The sequence below is a fragment of the Enterobacter sp. SCRI0065 genome (genome assembly GCF_059766475.1).
Map to the genome: position 1 here is coordinate 1 of NZ_JCBAJB010000012.1, position 19,743 is coordinate 19,743.

General features: G+C 53.0%; 19 protein-coding genes. 4 read left to right on the forward strand and 15 right to left on the reverse strand.

Annotated elements, in window-relative coordinates; all coding sequences use genetic code 11:
* Positions 1-194: 194 nt before the first annotated feature.
* Genes hemG through pepQ form a run of 4 tightly spaced genes read right to left on the reverse strand, consistent with a single transcriptional unit; the run spans position 195 to position 4,186 of the window.
* Complete coding sequence (gene hemG, locus AC6EMZ_RS21035; protein ID WP_498404780.1) at positions 195-737, reverse strand: menaquinone-dependent protoporphyrinogen IX dehydrogenase; 543 nt, start codon at positions 735-737, stop codon at positions 195-197.
* 11 nt (positions 738-748) lie between these two features.
* Positions 749-2,200 carry a Trk system potassium transporter TrkH gene (gene trkH / locus AC6EMZ_RS21040; RefSeq protein WP_498404781.1) on the reverse strand — a complete coding sequence of 484 codons (1,452 nt, stop codon included), beginning with the start codon at positions 2,198-2,200 and terminating at the stop codon, positions 749-751.
* 40 nt (positions 2,201-2,240) lie between these two features.
* Positions 2,241-2,855 (reverse strand): IMPACT family protein, encoded by a 615-nt coding sequence (locus tag AC6EMZ_RS21045; RefSeq protein ID WP_498404782.1) that lies wholly within the window; start codon positions 2,853-2,855, stop codon positions 2,241-2,243.
* Complete coding sequence (gene pepQ / locus AC6EMZ_RS21050; protein ID WP_498404857.1) at positions 2,855-4,186, reverse strand: Xaa-Pro dipeptidase; 1,332 nt, start codon at positions 4,184-4,186, stop codon at positions 2,855-2,857. The genes AC6EMZ_RS21045 and pepQ overlap by 1 nt, the downstream gene beginning before the upstream one ends.
* Before the next feature lie 188 nt (positions 4,187-4,374).
* On the opposite strand from pepQ, the gene fadB reads away from it, so the two are divergent.
* Together fadB and fadA are read left to right on the forward strand one after the other, a co-directional pair.
* On the forward strand, positions 4,375-6,564 hold the full coding sequence (fadB, locus tag AC6EMZ_RS21055) for a fatty acid oxidation complex subunit alpha FadB (protein ID WP_498404784.1): 2,190 nt from the start codon (positions 4,375-4,377) through the stop codon (positions 6,562-6,564).
* Positions 6,565-6,573: 9 nt separating this feature from the next.
* Positions 6,574-7,737 carry an acetyl-CoA C-acyltransferase FadA gene (gene fadA, locus AC6EMZ_RS21060; protein WP_498404785.1) on the forward strand — a complete coding sequence of 388 codons (1,164 nt, stop codon included), beginning with the start codon at positions 6,574-6,576 and terminating at the stop codon, positions 7,735-7,737.
* Positions 7,738-7,846: 109 nt separating this feature from the next.
* Here fadA and fre read toward each other — a convergent pair whose 3' ends face one another.
* Entirely contained in the window at positions 7,847-8,548 is a 702-nt protein-coding gene (fre, locus tag AC6EMZ_RS21065; RefSeq protein WP_498404787.1) for an NAD(P)H-flavin reductase, read from the reverse strand.
* Positions 8,549-8,577: 29 nt separating this feature from the next.
* Positions 8,578-10,083 carry a 4-hydroxy-3-polyprenylbenzoate decarboxylase gene (gene ubiD, locus AC6EMZ_RS21070; RefSeq protein WP_498404788.1) on the reverse strand — a complete coding sequence of 502 codons (1,506 nt, stop codon included), beginning with the start codon at positions 10,081-10,083 and terminating at the stop codon, positions 8,578-8,580.
* A gap of 170 nt (positions 10,084-10,253) precedes the next feature.
* Between ubiD and rfaH the strand changes: the two genes are divergently transcribed.
* Entirely contained in the window at positions 10,254-10,745 is a 492-nt protein-coding gene (gene rfaH, locus AC6EMZ_RS21075; RefSeq protein ID WP_498404789.1) for a transcription/translation regulatory transformer protein RfaH, read from the forward strand.
* Here rfaH and tatD read toward each other — a convergent pair.
* The 9 genes from tatD to udp all read right to left on the reverse strand — a co-directional run bounded on the left by tatD (position 10,742) and on the right by udp (position 18,633).
* Positions 10,742-11,524 carry a 3'-5' ssDNA/RNA exonuclease TatD gene (tatD, locus tag AC6EMZ_RS21080; RefSeq protein WP_498404791.1) on the reverse strand — a complete coding sequence of 261 codons (783 nt, stop codon included), beginning with the start codon at positions 11,522-11,524 and terminating at the stop codon, positions 10,742-10,744. The two genes, rfaH and tatD, sit on opposite strands and share 4 nt — an antisense overlap.
* A 41-nt stretch (positions 11,525-11,565) precedes the next feature.
* Positions 11,566-12,336: a Sec-independent protein translocase subunit TatC gene (gene tatC / locus AC6EMZ_RS21085; RefSeq protein ID WP_498404792.1), complete on the reverse strand. Its 771-nt coding sequence runs from the start codon at positions 12,334-12,336 to the stop codon at positions 11,566-11,568.
* Between the two features lie 2 nt (positions 12,337-12,338).
* On the reverse strand, positions 12,339-12,854 hold the full coding sequence (tatB, locus tag AC6EMZ_RS21090) for a Sec-independent protein translocase protein TatB (protein ID WP_498404793.1): 516 nt from the start codon (positions 12,852-12,854) through the stop codon (positions 12,339-12,341).
* Between the two features lie 3 nt (positions 12,855-12,857).
* Positions 12,858-13,124: a Sec-independent protein translocase subunit TatA gene (gene tatA / locus AC6EMZ_RS21095; RefSeq protein WP_498404794.1), complete on the reverse strand. Its 267-nt coding sequence runs from the start codon at positions 13,122-13,124 to the stop codon at positions 12,858-12,860.
* A 73-nt stretch (positions 13,125-13,197) separates the two neighbouring features.
* Positions 13,198-14,838 (reverse strand): ubiquinone biosynthesis regulatory protein kinase UbiB, encoded by a 1,641-nt coding sequence (gene ubiB, locus AC6EMZ_RS21100; RefSeq protein WP_498404795.1) that lies wholly within the window; start codon positions 14,836-14,838, stop codon positions 13,198-13,200.
* A complete protein-coding gene (gene ubiJ, locus AC6EMZ_RS21105) occupies positions 14,835-15,440 on the reverse strand; it encodes a ubiquinone biosynthesis protein UbiJ (RefSeq protein ID WP_498404796.1) in 606 nt (201 codons plus the stop codon). The genes ubiB and ubiJ overlap by 4 nt, the downstream gene beginning before the upstream one ends.
* A gap of 13 nt (positions 15,441-15,453) precedes the next feature.
* Positions 15,454-16,209, reverse strand: coding sequence for a bifunctional demethylmenaquinone methyltransferase/2-methoxy-6-polyprenyl-1,4-benzoquinol methylase UbiE (gene ubiE / locus AC6EMZ_RS21110; protein ID WP_498404797.1), 756 nt, complete (start codon positions 16,207-16,209; stop codon positions 15,454-15,456).
* Between the two features lie 66 nt (positions 16,210-16,275).
* On the reverse strand, positions 16,276-17,733 hold the full coding sequence (gene rmuC, locus AC6EMZ_RS21115) for a DNA recombination protein RmuC (RefSeq protein ID WP_498404798.1): 1,458 nt from the start codon (positions 17,731-17,733) through the stop codon (positions 16,276-16,278).
* Positions 17,734-17,871: 138 nt separating this feature from the next.
* On the reverse strand, positions 17,872-18,633 hold the full coding sequence (gene udp, locus AC6EMZ_RS21120) for a uridine phosphorylase (RefSeq protein WP_498404799.1): 762 nt from the start codon (positions 18,631-18,633) through the stop codon (positions 17,872-17,874).
* Positions 18,634-18,881: 248 nt separating this feature from the next.
* Between udp and AC6EMZ_RS21125 the strand changes: the two genes are divergently transcribed.
* Positions 18,882-19,697: a dienelactone hydrolase family protein gene (locus AC6EMZ_RS21125; RefSeq protein ID WP_498404800.1), complete on the forward strand. Its 816-nt coding sequence runs from the start codon at positions 18,882-18,884 to the stop codon at positions 19,695-19,697.
* Positions 19,698-19,743: the final 46 nt, after the last annotated feature.

Below are 19,743 nucleotides of genomic sequence, written 5' to 3' on the forward strand. Positions count from 1 at the left end.
CGTTTTCCTCATTCAGAGTCAAGCGTTTATTTTCGCTTTTCTCTGCTGGCGTTCATCTCTGAACCCCGCTAACCCGGCGGCCTGTAAGCCGTTGTTCCGTGTCAGTGGAGGCGCATTATAGGGAGTTATTCTGAGGTAGCAAGAGGAAAATAAGAAAAAGTTTTCGTTCGATTATTTTTCAAACATAACGTTTATTAAACCTTCTGATTGCCCGTTAATTGTGCGATTTCCCGGGCAAACGCCGCGACCTGCGGCCAATCGGTATAGACCACTTCTTTACTCGTATCCGTTTCCCCGCCCGTCATCTTCATAATTAAGCGAATCATCACGAGGTCGTACCAACGATAACGTGGGTAACGCAGCGCTCCCGCAAAGACAGCGCACCGTTCTGGCTGCCATGGTGAGTTCAACAGGAACTTGCGCGTGTAGCTGTTGGTCTGCGGCGTACGCTTTTCGGGCTTACGCGCCACAAGGTTGACAGAATAGAAAGCGCTCGGCAGTGAATTCAACGTAACAGCATGCTTCTTCACAAAGCGATCAACCGCAGGATGGAAGTGTCCATAGCGAATCGATGCGCCAATCACCACACGGTCATAGTCCTGCCACACAATCTCTTCAGTGCGATTCAGGTTTACCACGTCGGCATAGACGCCCTGTTCTTTTAATTCAGATGCTATATAAGAGGCAATCTCACGCGTTTGTCCGTCTCGCGTGGAGAAAAGAATCAATGTCTTCACCAGATACTTCCTTAGTCGCGCCAGAATGTGGGGGTAAACAGGACCAGCAGCGTAAAGACCTCAAGACGCCCAAAAAGCATATTGGCAATCAGGATCCATTTCGCCACCGGATTCATGCTAGCAAAGTTATCCGCCACCACGCCTAGCCCAGGCCCAAGATTATTGAGCGTCGCCACTACAGAGGCAAACGCCGAGAAATCATCAACACCCGTAGCGATGATCGCCAGCATGCTGACGATGAAAACCAGTGCATAGGCAGAAAAGAAGCCCCAAACGGCTTCCAGAATACGTTCCGGTAACGCACGGTTACCAAGCTTAATACTGTAGACCGCATTCGGATGCACCAGGCGTTTCAGTTCACGGTTCCCTTGCTTAAACAGCAAAAGGATACGAATGACCTTCAGGCCGCCGCCCGTTGAACCTGCACATCCACCAATAAAAGCAGAGCATAAAAGCAATACGGGTAAGAACAGCGGCCAGCGGGCAATACTGTCTGTGGTAAACCCTGCGGTCGTCGCCATCGACACCACCTGGAAAAATGCCTGATTGACGGTGGTCACCGCCGAGCTATAGACATCGTGCAACCACAGAACCGAGGTACAGATCACCACCAGCGTGAGCTGAACCCCAATAAACATCCTGAATTCCGGGTCGCGCCAGTACACCTTCAAGCTGCGTCCACTGAGTAACGAGAAGTGCAAACCGTAGTTACAACCGGAGATCAGTAAGAAGACGGCAATAATCGTGTTGATGGTTGGGCTATCGAAATAACCCACACTCGCGTCGTGCGTGGAGAAACCGCCAATCGCAATAGTAGAGAAGCTGTGTCCGATCGCATCGAATGCCGGCATTCCGGCAAACCAGAGTGCCAACGCACAGGCCACGGTCAGTAACACATAGATGAACCAAAGGGTTTTGGCCGTCTCTGCAATACGCGGGCGCATTTTATTGTCTTTTAGCGGACCAGGCATTTCCGCGCGATACAACTGCATCCCACCAACACCCAGTATTGGCAGGATCGCCACGGCCAATACGATGATCCCCATACCGCCAAACCATTGCAGCATCTGTCGATAAAAGAGAATAGCGTGCGGGAGTGAATCCAGCCCCACCAGCGTTGTCGCGCCCGTGGTCGTTAAACCAGAAAAGGATTCAAAGAATGCATCGGTCACCGTCAGATTAGGCTGCTCGGCAAAGATAAACGGTAATGCCCCCACGCTGCCCAGCACGGTCCAGAACAGGACAACGATTAGAAAGCCTTCGCGGGATTTCAGCTCGCCTTTCTCTCGACGGTTTGGCCACCAGAGCATTGAACCAATCGCCAGTGCGGCGAAGAAGGTCTGCGTGAACGCGCGCCCCGCGCCGTCCCGATAGATAAGCGCCACCAGTCCTGGGAGGATCATTGTCCCGGAAAAGAGTATGACCAGCAGTCCAACGATTCGGGTTATGGCACGAAAATGCATCTCTGCCGTTTCCTTTGGTATTCAGAAAGTAAGGTGGGGATTATTCTTCAATCGGCAGTAATTGCAACGCACCGCGACTAAAATCAGCCAGTTTTGCCGAAAAAGCCGCCTGCTCCGCCTGAGGAAGCGCCACACGTAATTGAACCGTCGCCTGATAATCACTGAAGACAACCATGCCGTTAAACTGCTTCAACAGCGTTTCGATGCCGGATAAATGGGCGTAATCACACAACAAAGTATATTCGGTTAATGGCGTTTTGCGGAGAGTATTGAGTTGATTCAGTGCCTGCTGGACGCCACCACCGTAGGCCTTAACCAGACCGCCAGTGCCTAACAATATGCCGCCGTAGTAACGAACGACGACGGCAGTGATTTCACCGACACCACTTCCCATTAGTTGAGAGAGCATCGGTTTTCCTGCGGTTCCCGCAGGCTCACCATCGTCAGAAAACCCCAGCTTTTGCGAATCGTTTGGCGCTCCCGCCACCCAGGCCACGCAATGGTGGCGCGCATCGGGGTGTTCTGCGCGTACCGATTCGACAAAGGCTTTCGCCGCTTCCACGCCGTCGGTGTGGGCCAACAGCGTGATAAAGCGGCTCTTTTTGATCTCTTCGGTGAAAATGACCGGTTCGGCCGGTATCAGCCAGCTTTCCATCAGGCCAGCTTCTGGTCTCGCGTCATATTCTCGATATTGTTTTCGTGGATGATCACGTTATCTTCAATACGAATGCCACCAAAAGGTTTCAACGCGTCAATTTTCTGCCAGTTAAAGTGTTTGCTGTACTGACCTTCACGCCACGGCGTTAACAGTGAATCAATAAAATAGATACCCGGCTCAATGGTCAATACCATGCGCGGCTCAAGCATGCGGGTACAGCGCAGGTACGGATATTTAGACGGCGCAGCCAGATGCGTACCGGTGTCATCCTGCATAAAGCCCGCAACATCGTGAACCTGCAGACCCAACGGATGCCCGATGCCGTGCGGCATAAACGGCCCGGTGAGATCGTTCTCCACCATCGCCTCTTCGCTCATGTCGGTCACAATCTGATGTTTACGCAGCAGTTTGGCGATGCGCTGATGGAATTGAATATGATAATCAACGTAACTCGTACCCGCTTTCATGGTGCCAATAAGCGCCAGCTGTTCGTCATTCACGTCTTTGATCAGATGCGCGAAATCGGTATCGCCATTCGCAGCCCAGGTACGGGTTAAATCGGCAGCATAACCGTTGTACTCCGCGCCTGCATCCAACAGGAAGCTACGCGCTTCAGACGGCACGCGGTGATCCAGTTTGGTGTAATGCAGAACAGATGCGTGCTCGTTCAGCGCCACAATGTTGCTGTAAGGCACATCAGTATCGCGATGGCCTGTCGCCGTCAGGTACGCCTGGTTAATATCAAACTCGCTCATACCGGACAGGAATGCTTCATGCGCCGCACGATGGCCGTTCACCGCCGTTTTCTGCGCTTCACGCATGCAGGACAGTTCATAGTCAGTCTTGTAAGCGCGATAATAGTGCAGATAATCCAGCACCCCTTTCGGGTTGATTTTATCAGCCGGAATATCCAGACCCAAAGCACGTTCCGGTACAGGACCAATATAAGCAATATTGCCGCGTGCGGCGGGCAGTTGGCTGCCGATACCATCCGCTTTAGGCAGCGCGATAACGTCCACTTCTTCGGTCCAGAAAGAGGTCGGCAGAGGTTCCACGTTGTGCCAGTAATCCACCGGCAGATAGAACCACAGTTTTGGTTTGTTTACGCCGTCCACCAGCAGCCAGCAATTTGGCACCTGAGTCACCGGCACCCAGGCTTTAAACTGCGGGTTCACCTTGAAGGGGTAGGCATGGTCATCGAGGAAGACATTGATCAACTCACCGGAGTGAATAAGTAGCGCATCCATTTTAAAACGAGCCAGTACGTCGCGGGTACGTTCCTGCAACGTAACGATATGATTCTTATAAAGTGCTGCCAGTGAGTCCATCATTATTCCTTTCGTCTTTGACCTCAAGTATCCGCATATTAGCACACCTGGCTATACCTGCATCATTTCGACCGAGCGTGATCGGTGCAGCATTTTTTTAAAGAGTAATTTGCATTTCTTTAACATAAATCCCACACTCCGTCTCATCTGGTATGACCAGATCCACTTGCTGGATTCAGGAGACTGACATGCTCTACAAAGGTGACACCCTATACGTGGACTGGCTGGAAGATGGCATCGCCGAACTGGTGTTCGATGCCCCCGGCTCAGTCAACAAGCTCGATACCGCGACCGTAGCCAGTCTTGGCCACGCGCTAGATGTACTCGAAAAACAAACGGATTTAAAAGGGCTGCTGCTGCGCTCAAATAAAGCGGCCTTTATTGTCGGCGCGGATATCACCGAATTCCTCTCTCTGTTCCAGGTACCTGAAGAACAGCTGAGCCAATGGCTGCATTTTGCCAACAGCGTCTTTAATCGCCTGGAAGATCTGCCGGTTCCCACGATTTCTGCCGTTAATGGCTACGCGCTGGGCGGCGGCTGTGAGTGTGTACTGGCGACCGACTATCGTCTTGCTACGCCAGACCTGCGAATCGGCTTGCCGGAAACCAAGCTGGGCATCATGCCAGGCTTTGGCGGCTCCGTTCGTATGCCGCGCATGTTAGGTGCTGACAGCGCCCTCGAAATTATCGCCGCAGGTAAAGATGTTGGAGCCGATCAGGCGCTGAAGATTGGTCTGATCGATGGCGTCGTGAAAGCGGAAAAATTGCATGAAGGTGCGATTAGCGTTCTGCGTCAGGCCATCAACGGCGATCTCGACTGGAAAGCCAAACGTCAGCCCAAGCTTGAACCTCTGCATTTAAGTAAAATTGAAGCCACCATGAGCTTTACCATTGCCAAAGGCATGGTGATGCAGACGGCGGGCAAACACTATCCGGCACCGATTACCGCCGTGAAGACTATTGAAGCTGCCGCTCGCTTTGGTCGTGAAGAAGCGCTGAAGCTCGAAAACCAAAGCTTCGTTCCGCTGGCCCATACCAATGAGGCCCGCGCACTGGTGGGTATCTTCCTGAACGATCAGTTCGTGAAGGGTAAAGCGAAACAGTTGACCAAAAACATCGAGACGCCGAAGCAAGCTGCCGTTCTGGGCGCTGGCATCATGGGCGGCGGGATTGCATATCAGTCCGCCTGGAAAGGCGTACCGGTGATCATGAAGGACATCAACGACAAATCCCTGACGCTGGGAATGACCGAAGCCGCCAAGCTGCTGAATAAACAACTGGAGCGCGGCAAGATTGACGGTCTTAAACTCTCGGGCGTAATTTCAACCATACAGCCAACGCTGGAGTACACCGGCTTTGACCGCGTGGATGTGGTTGTGGAAGCGGTAGTTGAAAATCCGAAAGTCAAAAAAGCGGTACTGGCAGAAACCGAAGAGAAAGTGCGTCCGGATACCGTGCTGGCTTCAAACACCTCAACAATCCCCATTGGCGAGCTGGCGAGCGTACTGAAGCGCCCTGAAAACTTCTGCGGTATGCACTTCTTTAACCCGGTACACCGTATGCCGCTGGTCGAAGTGATTCGCGGGGAAAAAACGTCTGACGCCACTATCGCAAAAGTGGTGGCCTGGGCGAGCAAGATGGGTAAAACCCCGATTGTGGTAAACGACTGCCCTGGCTTCTTCGTCAACCGCGTGCTGTTCCCTTATTTCGCTGGCTTTAGTCAGCTGCTGCGCGACGGCGCCGACTTCCGCAAAGTCGATAAGGTCATGGAAAAGCAGTTCGGCTGGCCGATGGGCCCGGCGTATTTGCTGGACGTGGTTGGGATTGATACCGCACATCACGCCCAGGCGGTGATGGCCGCTGGCTTCCCGCAGCGCATGCAGAAAGATTATCGCGATGCCATCGACGCCCTGTTTGACGCCAGCCGCTTTGGGCAAAAAAACGGTCTGGGCTTCTGGCGCTATAAAGAAGACAGCAAAGGCAAGCCGAAGAAAGAAGAAGATGCCGCCGTAGACAGCCTGCTGGCCGATGTCAGCAAGCCAAAGCATGACTTTAGCGACGAAGAGATCATTGCCCGTATGATGATCCCGATGGTTAACGAAGTCGTGCGTTGTCTTGAAGAAGGCATCATCGCCAGCCCGGCAGAAGCCGACATGGCGCTGGTTTACGGCCTCGGTTTCCCTCCGTTCCACGGCGGCGCATTCCGCTGGCTGGATACGCTCGGCAGCGCAAAATATCTCGATATGGCGCAACAATATCAGCACCTCGGTCCGCTGTATGACGTACCGGAAGGGCTGCGTAACAAAGCACGCCATAACGAACCCTATTATCCCCCAGTTGAGCCTGCCCGTCCGGTCGGCGAGCTGAAAACGGCTTAAGGAGTCACAATGGAAAAGGTTGTCATTGTCGATGCAATTCGCACCCCGATGGGCCGTTCAAAGGGCGGCGCATTCCGTCACGTACGCGCGGAAGATCTCTCCGCGCATCTGATGCGTAGTCTGCTGTCACGCAATCCGGCTTTGGAAGCGAGCGCTCTGGACGATATTTACTGGGGCTGCGTGCAGCAGACGCTGGAACAAGGCTTCAATATTGCGCGTAATGCCTCGTTGCTGGCGGAAATCCCACACTCGGTTCCGGCAGTAACCGTTAACCGGCTGTGCGGATCTTCGATGCAAGCGCTACACGACGCGGCTCGCATGATCATGACCGGCGACGCGCAAGCGTGCATGGTGGGCGGCGTGGAACATATGGGCCACGTCCCCATGAGCCACGGCGTTGATTTCCATCCGGGTATGAGCCGCAACGTAGCGAAAGCAGCGGGTATGATGGGCCTGACGGCGGAAATGCTGTCCCGCATGCACGGCATCAGCCGTGAAATGCAGGATGCTTTTGCCGCGCGATCTCACGCTCGAGCCTGGGCCGCAACGCAGTCTGGCGCGTTTAAAAATGAAATTCTGCCCACTGGCGGCCATGACGCTGATGGCGTGTTAAAGCAATTTTACTTCGATGAAGTCATCCGCCCGGAAACCACGGTTGATGCACTTTCCGCACTGCGACCGGCATTCGATCCTGTGAGCGGAACTGTGACTGCGGGTACGTCTTCAGCCTTGTCCGATGGCGCTGCCGCCATGCTGGTGATGAGCGAAAGCCGTGCTCGTGAATTGGGCCTGACGCCGCGTGCGCGCATTCGCTCAATGGCGGTGGTCGGCTGCGATCCGTCTATTATGGGTTACGGCCCGGTTCCCGCATCCAAACTGGCGCTGAAAAAAGCGGGGCTGACCGCAAGCGACATCGACCTGTTCGAAATGAACGAGGCGTTTGCCGCGCAGATCCTGCCGTGCATTAAAGATTTGGGCTTGATGGAGCAAATCGACGAGAAGATCAATCTGAACGGTGGCGCCATTGCGCTGGGTCATCCGCTGGGCTGTTCCGGGGCGCGTATCAGCACCACGCTGATTAATCTGATGGAACGCAAAGATGCTCAGTTTGGTCTGGCAACGATGTGTATCGGGTTAGGTCAGGGGATCGCGACGGTATTTGAGAGAGTGTAAATCAGGAAAAGTATCTCTGCGCCAATGACGTCAGAACAAGGCGTCATTGGCGCAGAGAAACAGTTTAGTTGCCGTTCTTCCCGCCTGTCAGGGGCGGGTTTTTTTATGCCTAGATAAACGCGAAGGCATCGCCGAACAGACGGTCTTCACGCGCACCACGTTCATTGCAGAACAGGTCACGGGCAATTTTCGCCATCTCAAAACGACCGGCAATATAGATATCATGCTCCGCCAGCGTGCCGTGATCCTGCAAGACTGCCGTCAGAACAGTACCTGAACGCCCACGCCAGCCCTCTTCAGGCTGCTCGACAACCGGCTCGATACGCAGGTTCGGGTGAGTGACACTTAATGCTTCAAGCTCAGACAGATCGTAAAGGTGCTTCTCTTCACGCCCGCCCCAGTAGATGGTGATATCACGGTTTGGATTACGCGCCAGTGCGGTCAGCAGGATAGAGCGCACGTAGGAGAAGCCCGTACCGCCAGCAATGAGAATGAGCGGACGATCTTCATCGTCTCTCAGCCACGCTTCGCCGTGTGGGATATCAACGTCAATGACACGCTCTTTCAGGATGCGATCCATGACCGCCATGGCATACAGATTCAGCTCTGACGCACCAATATGAAGCTCAATAAATTCCTGCTCCGCAGGCGTCGACGCCATAGAGAAAGGGCGCTTATCACGCTCATCCATCACAACCATTAAATATTGGCCAGCACGGAAAGAGAATGCCGCCTCTGGCACTAAACGGACGCGATATACGGTGTCGGTGATAGCATCTACTGAAGTCACTTTACAGCTTAAGGTTGTCATTCGCTCTCTCTGTCGGGAAATCTATAGGGCTAACGGTCAGACTCAGGCTTACCGTTATTCATAATGGCCAGTTCATCCCAGATCGCGTCGATTCGCGCTGTCACCTCAGGATCTTTTTTGATCGGTCGACCCCATTCACGTGAGGTTTCGCCGGGCCATTTATTGGTGGCATCCAGTCCCATTTTTGAGCCAAGGCCGGAGACCGGTGAGGCAAAATCCAGATAATCAATTGGCGTATTTTCGACTAACACGGTATCGCGCGCCGGGTCCATACGCGTAGTAATGGCCCAGATAACATCATTCCAGTCGCGAGCGTTAACGTCATCATCGCAAACAATAACAAATTTGGTGTACATAAACTGGCGCAAAAAAGACCATACGCCCATCATTACGCGTTTGGCATGGCCCGCGTACTGCTTCTTGATAGTCACAACCGCCAGGCGATATGAACATCCTTCCGGCGGCAGATAGAAATCAACAATTTCCGGAAACTGCTTTTGCAAAATGGGCACGAACACTTCGTTCAGCGCGACACCCAATACCGCCGGCTCATCTGGCGGACGGCCAGTATAAGTCGAGTGGTAAATGGCATCTTCACGCTGGGTAATATGCGTAACGGTGAACACCGGGAAATTATCGATTTCGTTGTAATAGCCCGTATGGTCGCCATAAGGTCCTTCCGGTGCCAATTCGCCCTGCTCAATGTATCCTTCCAGCACGATTTCCGCACTGGCAGGGACTTCCAGATCGTTGGAAATACACTTAACCACTTCGGTTTTTGTGCCGCGCAGCAGGCCTGCGAAAGCATACTCAGAAAGCGTATCGGGAACCGGCGTTACGGCTCCCAGTATAGTCGCCGGGTCGGCACCCAACGCCACAGAGACAGGAAAACGCTCGCCAGGATGCGCTGCGCACCACTCCTGGAAATCCAGCGCGCCGCCGCGATGCGACAACCAGCGCATAATCAGCTTATTTTTGCCGATTAGCTGCTGGCGATAAATACCCAAATTTTGGCGTTCTTTGTGCGGCCCGCGCGTGACGGTGAGACCCCAGGTGATCAGCGGCGCGGCATCTTCTGGCCAGCACTGCATAATTGGGATACGGGTCAGATCAACAGCATCGCCTTCGACGATTTTCTGCTGGCAAGGCGCACCACGCAGACGCTTGGTTGGCATATTCAACACCTGCTTGAACTGCGGCAGCTTATCGAACAGATCGCGGAAACCTTTTGGCGGCTCGGGCTCTTTCAGGAAGGCCAGCAGTTTGCCCACTTCACGTAACGCAGTGACATCCTCCTGCCCCATCCCCATCGCCACACGCTTCGGTGTGCCAAACAGGTTACAAAGCACCGGCATGGAATAGCCTTTCGGTTTTTCAAACAGCAACGCGGGGCCGCCAGCACGCAAGGTACGGTCAGCGATTTCTGTCATTTCCAGATAAGGATCAACAGGAATTGTGATGCGTTTGAGTTCGCCCTGCTTTTCCAGCAGCGCCAGGAAGTCGCGTAGATCGTGGTATTTCATGCAGTTAGTCATGGCCTCTCTATAAGCGCTTCATTATACGGCGTTCGTCATCAGGACGCTGTAATTTTGTTAAATTAGCGTGAAGTTCCACGCCATCTTCCTCTTCTGGCCCTTATAATCACCTTAGCGATCCCGCCAGGGTTTTGATATGCTTGCGCCGCGAACAAAGGGAAAGAGTGATTATGCAAGCCTGGTATTTACTGTATTGCAAGCGTGGGCAACTTCAGCGCGCGCAGGAACATCTGGAACGTCAGGCGGTTAATTGTCTGACGCCTGTGATCTCGCTTGAAAAGATCCAGCGCGGTAAACGCACCACGGTCATCGAACCCCTTTTCCCGAACTACCTGTTCGTCGAGTTTGACCCAGAGGTGATTCATACCACCACCATCAGCGCCACGCGAGGCGTCAGCCACTTCGTGCGTTTTGGTACGAGCCCGGCGACCGTCCCTTCGACAGTCATCCATCAGCTTTCAATCTATAAACAGCCCGACGATATCACCGATCCTGAGACGCCGTTCCCCGGCGATGACGTGGTCATCACCGAAGGCGCATTCGAAGGGCTACAGGCAATATTTTCTGAGCCAGACGGCGAAGCGCGCTCGATGCTGCTGCTCAATCTGCTCAACAAACAGGTGCTTCAAAGCGTCAAAAACACCGCTTTTCGCAAAGTTTAAAAACTCACGCCAAACAATCGACGCACGTTTTCATCCGTTTGCGCGTCCAGCCATTGCATCTCTTCGCCACGCCAGTGTGCGATTCGCTCAACAATATGGCCAAGATAAGCAGGTTCATTGCGCCGTGATGCGGGTTTAGGCTTCATATCACGCGGTAGCAGGTAAGGCGCATCCGTCTCGATTAACAAACGATCGGCAGGAATAACTGGCAACAGTTCACGCAGTTCTAGCCCGCGCCGTTCATCGCACACCCAGCCGGTAATACCTAAGTACAGACCCCGTTTCAGACAATCTACAGCTTCCTGCCGGGAACCCGTAAAACAGTGCAGCACCGCGCCGGGTAATTTATCGAGCCAAGGTTCAAGCAGCGTCAGAAAACGCTCGTGAGCATCACGGCAGTGCATGAATACCGGCATACCCTTCTCCGCCGCCAGAGCAAGCTGGGCGGTAAATGCCGTCTCTTGCTCCGCTGGGGTCGAAAAGTTGCGATTGAAATCAAGGCCACACTCACCTATCGCGACAACGTCTTGCGCACTGGCTAATGAATAGAGCGTTTCAGCACTTTCTTCATTCCACTGGCTGCTGTCGTGAGGATGAACGCCTGCGGTGGACCAACAGTGTTGATAGCGCTGCGCCAGCAACTGTGCCTGCTCGCTTTCATGGAGGTTAGTTCCCGTCAGGAGTAACCCCTTTACGCCCGCAGAAAATGCGCGCGCGACAACATCATCGCGATCTTTGGCGAACTGGGCACTGGTCAGATTCAATCCGATATCAAACATGCGGTCTCCCATATGACAACCGCCCTTACGGGCGGCTGGTTTTATTCTTCTGTCGTTTTCTCAGGTTCGTCTTCTTCGTCTTCCTGCGAGCGTCGCTTGCCCACATAGAAGCGTGAGAAGAACACGCCCACTTCAAACAGGCAGTACATCGGTATCGCCAGCAACGTTTGCGAGAAAACATCCGGCGGCGTCAGTAACATACCGACAACAAAGGCACCGACCAGCATGTACGGACGTTTCTTGCGCAAATCTTCAGGCGTGGTCACCCCCATCCAGCACAGCAAGACAATGGCAACAGGCACTTCGAAAGCCACACCAAATGCCATAAACAGGGCCATGACAAAGCTGAGATAGCTGGCGATGTCTGTCGAGACTTGTACCCCTTCTGGCGCAGTGTGCGTCAAGAAGCCAAAAGCCAGCGGGAAGACAACGAAATAGGCGAATGCCATGCCGATATAAAACAAGAGCGAGCTGGACACCAGCAGCGGGATCACCAGCTTACGTTCATGCCTGTACAGCGCTGGCGCCACAAACGCCCACACCTGATACAAAATGACCGGCGCAGAGGCAATGAGTGACACCCAGAACGTTAATTTTATTGGTGTAAAGAACGGCGAAGCCACATCGGTAGCAATCATGGTCGCGCCGATCGGCATCTGTTTAATCAGCGGCGCGGAGACCACCTGATAGATGTCGTTAGCGAAATAGACCAGACACAGGAAAATAAGCATGACCGCAGAAATGCTATATAACAGGCGCTTACGCAGCTCGATAAGATGCGTGATGAGCGGTTGTGTATCTTCTACTGCCATAATTACGCTTTATCACTCGACGAGGGGGATGATTCGGAAACGGGTGCAGCAACTTTCACTTCCGTGGGCGTCGCTTTCACAACAGGCTCTTGCGGCGCTTGCGAAGGCGCACTAGCCTGATGCTCTGCATCTGCAGGCGTCACGCCTTCATGCTGTGCTTCGTTATCTTTCACCAATGGGTTACGAATGGTGTTAGCTTCATCGCTCGCTTTTTCAGGATCGTTGACGCTGTAGGAGCGCTTCATGGATTCAGCCGCTTCACGCAGTTCGTCCATCGAAGCTTTCAGCTCAGGCGACAGGTTCTCCATGCTCGCCTTTTCAACTTTTTTCAGGCTATCCTGAAACTCCTGGAGCTTAAGTTCCTGCGCCAGTTCATTTTGAACCGTTGTCGCCAGTGAACGCAGCGCGCGCACCCAGCCTGCAACAGTTTTTACAGCCACAGGTAAACGCTGTGGCCCTAATACGATCAGGCCAATCACGAATACCAGCAGCAGTTCACCAAAACCAATGTCGAACACGAATTACACCTGCTCTTTATCGTGGCGTTTAGCGTCTTCTTTTTTAGCTTCTTCTTGTTTATCAGCGAGAGATTTAGCCGTGAAATCCGCATCCGGGCTGGATTTTTCCTGCTTATCTTTGTCTTTGTCTTCGTCATCGCTAATGGCTTTTTTGAAGCCTTTAATAGACGCGCCGAGGTCGGAACCAATGGAACCCAGTTTTTTGGTGCCAAACAGCAGCACAACAATGACGGCAATGATCAACAATTGCCAGATACTGATACCACCCATACAACATCCTCGATAGATGATTAATTAATCAGGTCGCATTATACGTTTGCAACCCGGCGATAGCGACGCAAATTCAGCGCGTTTTTCTCCAGCCAACCAGCCAAACCACCAGGCCACCGGCCATGAGCCACGCGGGCATCATTTCCCACTCCGGGCGGTTAATCAGCAACAGCGTACCACTCAGCAACAATGTGGCACCGATCCCAAAGAGATAACGGGATTGACCCTGACGCACACGGTTAGACTGAAGCTCGCGAGCGATTTTATCCATGCTGTGCTTAAGGTTCTTGCTCTGACGCAAACTGTCGTAAATCAGTTCCGGAATCTCCGGCATTTTTTCAATCCAGAATGGTGCTTTCTCTTTAAAAGAACGCACTAGCGCAGGAAGACCAACCTGATCCTTAATCCAGGACTCCAGGAAAGGTTTAGCTGTTTTCCATAAGTCTAACTGAGGATAGAGCTGACGGCCTACGCCCTCAACGTAAAGTAATGTTTTTTGGAGTAAAACTAACTGAGGCTGAACTTCCATGTTGAAGCGACGCGCGGTGTTAAACAGATTCAGCAGAACATGGCCGAACGAGATTTCCGACAGCGGCTTCTCAAAGATCGGCTCGCAAACGGTACGGATCGCGAACTCAAACTCTTCAACGTTCGTATCTGGCGGAACCCAGCCGGAATCGACGTGCAGCTCAGCCACCTTACGATAATCGCGATTGAAAAAGGCGATAAAGTTCTCTGCCAGATAGCGCTTATCTTCTTTGTTCAGCGAGCCCACGATACCGCAGTCGATGCCGATGTATTTCGGATCTTCAGGGTGTTCATAGCTCACAAAGATGTTGCCAGGGTGCATATCCGCGTGGAAAAAACTGTCGCGGAATACCTGGGTGAAAAAGACCTGAACACCGCGCTCAGCCAGCAGCTTCATGTTGGTGCCCTGCTTTTCCAGTGCGACCACATCTGATACAGGAATGCCGTAAATGCGCTCCATCACCATCATGTCCTGGCTGCAATAATCCGAATAAACCTCAGGTACATAAAGCATCGGGCTGTTTTCAAAGTTACGGCGCAACTGGATAGCGTTTGCTGATTCACGCAGCAAATTCAGCTCATCAATAAGCGTTTTTTCATATTCGCGCACGACTTCCATCGGGCGCAGCCGACGCCCATCTGGCATCAGTCGAGGAACCCAACGCGCCAGCCGATAAATCAGCTTCATATCCGCTCTGATCACCGGCAGGATGTCCGGGCGAATGACCTTAATGACAACCTCTTTGCCGTTCTCTTTCAGGCGCGCAGTATGGACTTGCGCAATAGAAGCAGACGCTAAAGGCGTAATATCAAAATCATCAAACCAGGTTTCGACAGGAATATTGCCCATCGCCTCTTCGATCTGCTGTTTCGCCCGTGCACCATCAAAGGGAGCAACGCGATCTTGCAGCAAAGCCAGCTGATCCGCGATCTGCGGCGGGAAGAGGTCGCGACGGGTGGAGAGCATTTGCCCAAATTTTATCCAGACTGGACCAAGTTCCTGCAATGCTAGCCGTAACCGCTCGCCCAGCGGCCGATCTTTATGCCGATTTGGCATCCAGAACAGCGTGCGCCGCCAGATTCGTAGCGGCAGCGTAATACGCATTTTGGGGATAAGCTCATCGAGCCCGTAACTCAAAAAAGTGCGAACGATAAAATAGAGGCGCCGAATTTCACCAGGCGTCATTTGCCCTCCAGTTTTTCCAGCCGTGTGGTTAGCGCGTCAACCGCACGAGCAACAGCAGCGGTTTCTTCAGCGAACCAGGCCACTTCTAGCGATCCTGGAGCCATACGCCACTCTTCAGTCATCACCTCGGCAACGTAGCGCTGCTGACGCTGTACACCTTTGCGCAAGAATGACGTGCCGCCATGAATGGCCTTGCTGATACCTTCAGCCGCAATATCACCGATATAAGGTGCAAGTAACTCTGCCGGGTCAAACTCAGCCAGATCGGCAAGGGCAACAAAGTTCTGTACCACCTGAATATCGCCTGCCACTTCCAGTTCGCCGCTGCGAATGAGCGCCGTTAACTGCTGACGATCGCGAAGCTTCGGTAATACGCTCATATGGGTAATGACCGAGCAGTCCGCCTCGCCTTCCCATTCTCCCAGCACATCCAGCTGCCGTTCACTGAAGACCAGCACGAGCGGCGTCGAGAACTCTTTCAATACGATACGGAGTACCTTTCCGTTTAAACGCTGACGCGCGGTTTTCAACGCAGGTGAGCGATACAGAAAAGTATTCAGGACATTCTCGATGCCAGCAGTGATCAGGGGTTTAAAAGGCATTACCCACCTCCACTCAGAACTTGTAGCCGCGATGGAGCGCAACAACGCCTGCCGTCAGGTTGAAGTATTCAACGTTCTCCAGGCCAGCGTCCTGCATCATCGCTTTTAAGGTGTCCTGGTCCGGGTGCATACGAATGGACTCCGCCAGATAGCGGTAGCTTTCTCCGTCCTTTGCCACCATTTCACCGATACGAGGCAAAATGTGGAACGAGTAAGCATCGTAGGCTTTGCTTAACGGTTCGATAATCGGTTTGGAAAATTCCAGTACCAGCAAACGTCCACCTGGCTTAAGCACGCGGTACATGGAGCGCAGCGCTTTTTCTTTATCAGTCACGTTACGCAGACCAAAAGAGATGGTGATGCAATCGAAGGTGTTATCCGGGAACGGCAGAGCTTCTGCGTTTGCCTGAACGTACTCAACGTTACCGACCACACCAATGTTGCGCAGCTTTTCGCGCCCCATCTTCAGCATCGAATCGTTGATATCCGCCAGCACTACGCGCCCTGTCTCACCGACCATACGGGAGAATTTCGCGGTTAAATCACCGGTTCCACCTGCCAGATCTAATACCGTTTGACCACGACGAACGCCGCTACAGTCGATAGTGAAGCGCTTCCACAAGCGATGAATTCCGAATGACATCAGGTCATTCATAACATCGTACTTTGCCGCCACGGAATGAAATACGTGAGCGACCATGTCAGCTTTCTGCGCCTTGGCGACAGTCTGAAAGCCAAAGTGCGTAGTATCTTGTGAATCCTCAACCATCTCAGTGCCTGCTAATCAGTCAAATGTTCGTGAAGTGTAACAGATTGGGCGCGTTTGCCCTACGATTCAACCGCCCTGAAAGAATCGGTTTGCCTGCGTTTCGTCGGAGGTTTGTCTGGCTAAATCGTTGTCTGTACTGTGGGTATTTTGTTCATCTACGCCATCACGCAGACGATACTCTTCATCCTGAGCGGTAGCCTGTTCGGCTAATTCCGGATTAATCTCGCGTTTTACCTCAACGCCCAGGCTGCGAAACGCCTCGGCTTGCGACAGCAGATTGCCACGCCCGGAAGAGAGCTTTTTCATCGCCTGACGATAGTTATCCTGAGCACGATCCAGGCTTTGCCCGACCGAGGTCATATCGTCTACAAACAGGCGCATTTTGTCGTACAGTTTGCTGGCGCGATCGGCAATTTGCTGGGCATTACGGCTTTGATGCTCGTAGCGCCACAGGTTAGCGATGGTGCGCAACGCCACCAGCAGCGTGGTCGGGCTCACCAGCATAATGTTATTTTTGAGAGCTTCAGTAATTAGTTCAGGCTGCCTGTCGAGCGCTAGCAAAAAGGCCGGCTCGACGGGGATAAACATCAGCACATAGTCCAGCGAGCGCAGCCCCGGTAATTGCTGATAATCTTTTCTGCCCAGCAGACGAATATGGTTACGCACCGAGGCAATATGCTCCTGAAGTGCGGATTCACGAGTGAAGTCATCTTCGGCGTTGAAGTAACGCTCGTAGGCCACCAGCGTCATTTTGGCGTCGATCACCACGTCTTTGCCTTGCGGCAGGCGCACGATCACATCTGGCTGCATCCGCGAACGGGTTTCGGTTTCGATGCTGACCTGCGTCTCATATTCGTAGCCTTCACGCAGACCAGACGCTTCCAGCACGCGGGTTAACACCACTTCACCCCAGTTGCCCTGGGTTTTGTTATCGCCCTTAAGCGCACGCGTCAGGTTGACGGCTTCCTGCGTCATCTGCGCATTCAACTGTTGAAGATTGCGGATTTCATGCGCCAGGGTGTGGCGTTCACGCGCTTCCTGCCCAAAGCTGTCCTGTACCTGGCGACGAAAACCGTCCAGCTGTTCACGCAGCGGCGTCAGTAATCCGTTCAAGCTCTGGCGATTTTGTTCGTCAACGCGGCGATTGCTCTGCTCGAAGATGCGGTTAGCAAGGTTTTCGAACTGTTCACTAAGACGCTGTTCGCTGTTGATCATCTGGCGGATTTTGTCTTCCGCATGCAGCTGGGTGGATTCCAGGCGGGTGGTGACTTCGCGAAGATCGGCTTCTAACGAGGTATTAATATCGCGCAGATTGCGGAGTTCGTTGTTGAGGAGTTCACATTCTTCACGCCAGTGTCCACTCTGGGTAAGCTGCTGTTTTGCAGCGCTTAGCTCCGCCACCATTTCTTCGCGATCGGCTAATTGATCCGCTTTATGTTGCGCATGCTGGTAGCTGGACATCAGCCAGCCCACACCCGCGCCCACTAGCGCAATCACTGCATAAATGATGATTGAGATATCCACAACGCCTCCTGCATCAAACCATTACCCGCACAAAATAGAATTGTGCTGTATAAACGTCCAGTTTGAAAGGGATTTCCTGCGAGGCACTACGCAAAAAGAAAAGGCCGAACGCGTCGGCCTTGTTTCGAAAAGAAGGGATTAGATCAGGCGGCGAGCCGCTTCAACCACGATTGTCACCGCGTGGCTTTCGGTCTTCTTCATGGTCTCTGCGTTCGGGATCTCTTGCTGAGTACGGTTCACGATAACGCCCGCAACCATACCGGCACGCAGACCCTGGCTTGCGCACATGGTCAGCAGCGTTGCAGATTCCATTTCGTAGTTCATCACGCCCATGGACTGCCATTCTTCCATTGAACCTTTAAAGCGATTCACAACACGGCCTGAGAAGGTGTCGTAACGTTCCTGGCCTGGGTAGAAGGTGTCCGAAGAAGCGGTGACGCCAATGTGGGTCGTCGCACCCACGGATTTCGCGGCTTCGACCAGCGCGGTGGTACATTCAAAGTCAGCGACAGCCGGGAATTCCATCGGCGCAAAGTGCAGGCTTGCACCATCGAGACGGACAGATGCGGTCGTAACCAGCACGTCGCCCACATTGATGTGTGGCTGAATAGCTCCGGTGGTGCCAATACGCAGGAAGGTACGAATGCCCAGTTGAGCCAGTTCTTCCACCGCGATAGAGGTAGACGGGCCGCCAATACCGGTTGAACACACAATGACCGCTTTACCATCAAGCTCAGCGCGCCAGGTGGTGAATTCACGATGAGATGCCAGCTTAACCGGCTTATCCATCAGCGCGGCGATCTTTTCCACACGCTCAGGATCGCCCGGGACGATAGCCAGCGTAGCCCCTTGTAAATCGTTTTTAGTGAGGCCGAGATGAAAAACATCAGACTTAGACATAGGTGACTCCTCTGTGGGTGGGTTGTCAGCAGAAGTAAAACGGTACTTTACAGAAGCACCGAGGTAAATTTCGTGACAGACCTCACCACGAATAAAAATGATTGCAGTTAATTACCATAAAATAGTGATCATCATCACACTAACAAGTTATATCTTTTACTGCTGCACAAAAGATAGCCCGTTTCGGGCACTGTGAATTGTTAACTTGAGGTCTATATTTATTTGCACCAACGGGTACGGAGAATACCATGACTCAAAAAACGAATTTTGCACCTGCCGCCGCCCCTCTCGCGTCGACTATCGTTTCAACGTCCGAAGACGCTATCACGTCAGGCGAAACCTCAATTCCCTCTCAGGGTGAGAACATGCCCGCTTATCACGCTCGCCCAAAGGATGTGGACGGTCCACTGCCGATCGTGATTGTGGTTCAGGAAATTTTTGGCGTACACGAACATATCCGTGACGTGTGCCGTCGTCTGGCGCTTGAAGGTTACCTGGCCGTCGCGCCGGAGCTTTACTTCCGTCAGGGCGATCCCAATGAATACAGCGATATTCCGACGTTGTTCAGTAATCTGGTCAGTAAGGTACCGGATGCGCAAGTGTTGGCCGACCTCGATCACGTCGCCAGTTGGGCCGCACGTAACGGCGGCGATCCGCATCGTTTATTGGTCACCGGGTTCTGCTGGGGCGGGCGCATCAGTTGGCTCTACGCCGCGCATAATCCGCAAATTAAGGCCGCAGTGGCCTGGTACGGCAAGCTGGTCGGTGAAAAAACGCTGAATTCACCTAAGCATCCGGTTGATATCGCGGTCGATCTTAATGCGCCCGTGCTCGGTCTTTATGGCGGTCAAGATACTGGGATTTCGCTGGAAAGCGTGGAGACTATGCGTCAGGCGCTGCGTGCCGCGAATGCAAAGGCGGAAATTGTGGTTTATCCCGATGCCGGACACGCATTCAATGCCGATTATCGCCCGAGCTACCACGAGGAATCCGCCAAAGACGGCTGGCAGAGGATGCTGGCCTGGTTTGCACAGTATGGCAGTAAGAAATCCGCAGGGAATTAATCGAAGGCCGGGCAAGCGATAGCGCCGCCCGGCAATCGTGTGTGAT

What these genes read in the sequence shown, in the direction of transcription:
- trkH (WP_498404781.1), bottom strand. Translation starts at nt 2,200, where the DNA reads ATGCATTTTCGTGCCATAACCCGAATCGTTGGACTGCTGGTCATACTC.
- AC6EMZ_RS21045 (WP_498404782.1), bottom strand. Translation starts at nt 2,855, where the DNA reads ATGGAAAGCTGGCTGATACCGGCCGAACCGGTCATTTTCACCGAAGAG.
- pepQ (WP_498404857.1), bottom strand. Translation starts at nt 4,186, where the DNA reads ATGGACTCACTGGCAGCACTTTATAAGAATCATATCGTTACGTTGCAG.
- fadB (WP_498404784.1), top strand. Translation starts at nt 4,375, where the DNA reads ATGCTCTACAAAGGTGACACCCTATACGTGGACTGGCTGGAAGATGGC.
- fadA (WP_498404785.1), top strand. Translation starts at nt 6,574, where the DNA reads ATGGAAAAGGTTGTCATTGTCGATGCAATTCGCACCCCGATGGGCCGT.
- fre (WP_498404787.1), bottom strand. Translation starts at nt 8,548, where the DNA reads ATGACAACCTTAAGCTGTAAAGTGACTTCAGTAGATGCTATCACCGAC.
- ubiD (WP_498404788.1), bottom strand. Translation starts at nt 10,083, where the DNA reads ATGACTAACTGCATGAAATACCACGATCTACGCGACTTCCTGGCGCTG.
- rfaH (WP_498404789.1), top strand. Translation starts at nt 10,254, where the DNA reads ATGCAAGCCTGGTATTTACTGTATTGCAAGCGTGGGCAACTTCAGCGC.
- tatD (WP_498404791.1), bottom strand. Translation starts at nt 11,524, where the DNA reads ATGTTTGATATCGGATTGAATCTGACCAGTGCCCAGTTCGCCAAAGAT.
- tatC (WP_498404792.1), bottom strand. Translation starts at nt 12,336, where the DNA reads ATGGCAGTAGAAGATACACAACCGCTCATCACGCATCTTATCGAGCTG.
- tatA (WP_498404794.1), bottom strand. Translation starts at nt 13,124, where the DNA reads ATGGGTGGTATCAGTATCTGGCAATTGTTGATCATTGCCGTCATTGTT.
- ubiB (WP_498404795.1), bottom strand. Translation starts at nt 14,838, where the DNA reads ATGACGCCTGGTGAAATTCGGCGCCTCTATTTTATCGTTCGCACTTTT.
- ubiJ (WP_498404796.1), bottom strand. Translation starts at nt 15,440, where the DNA reads ATGCCTTTTAAACCCCTGATCACTGCTGGCATCGAGAATGTCCTGAAT.
- ubiE (WP_498404797.1), bottom strand. Translation starts at nt 16,209, where the DNA reads ATGGTTGAGGATTCACAAGATACTACGCACTTTGGCTTTCAGACTGTC.
- udp (WP_498404799.1), bottom strand. Translation starts at nt 18,633, where the DNA reads ATGTCTAAGTCTGATGTTTTTCATCTCGGCCTCACTAAAAACGATTTA.
- AC6EMZ_RS21125 (WP_498404800.1), top strand. Translation starts at nt 18,882, where the DNA reads ATGACTCAAAAAACGAATTTTGCACCTGCCGCCGCCCCTCTCGCGTCG.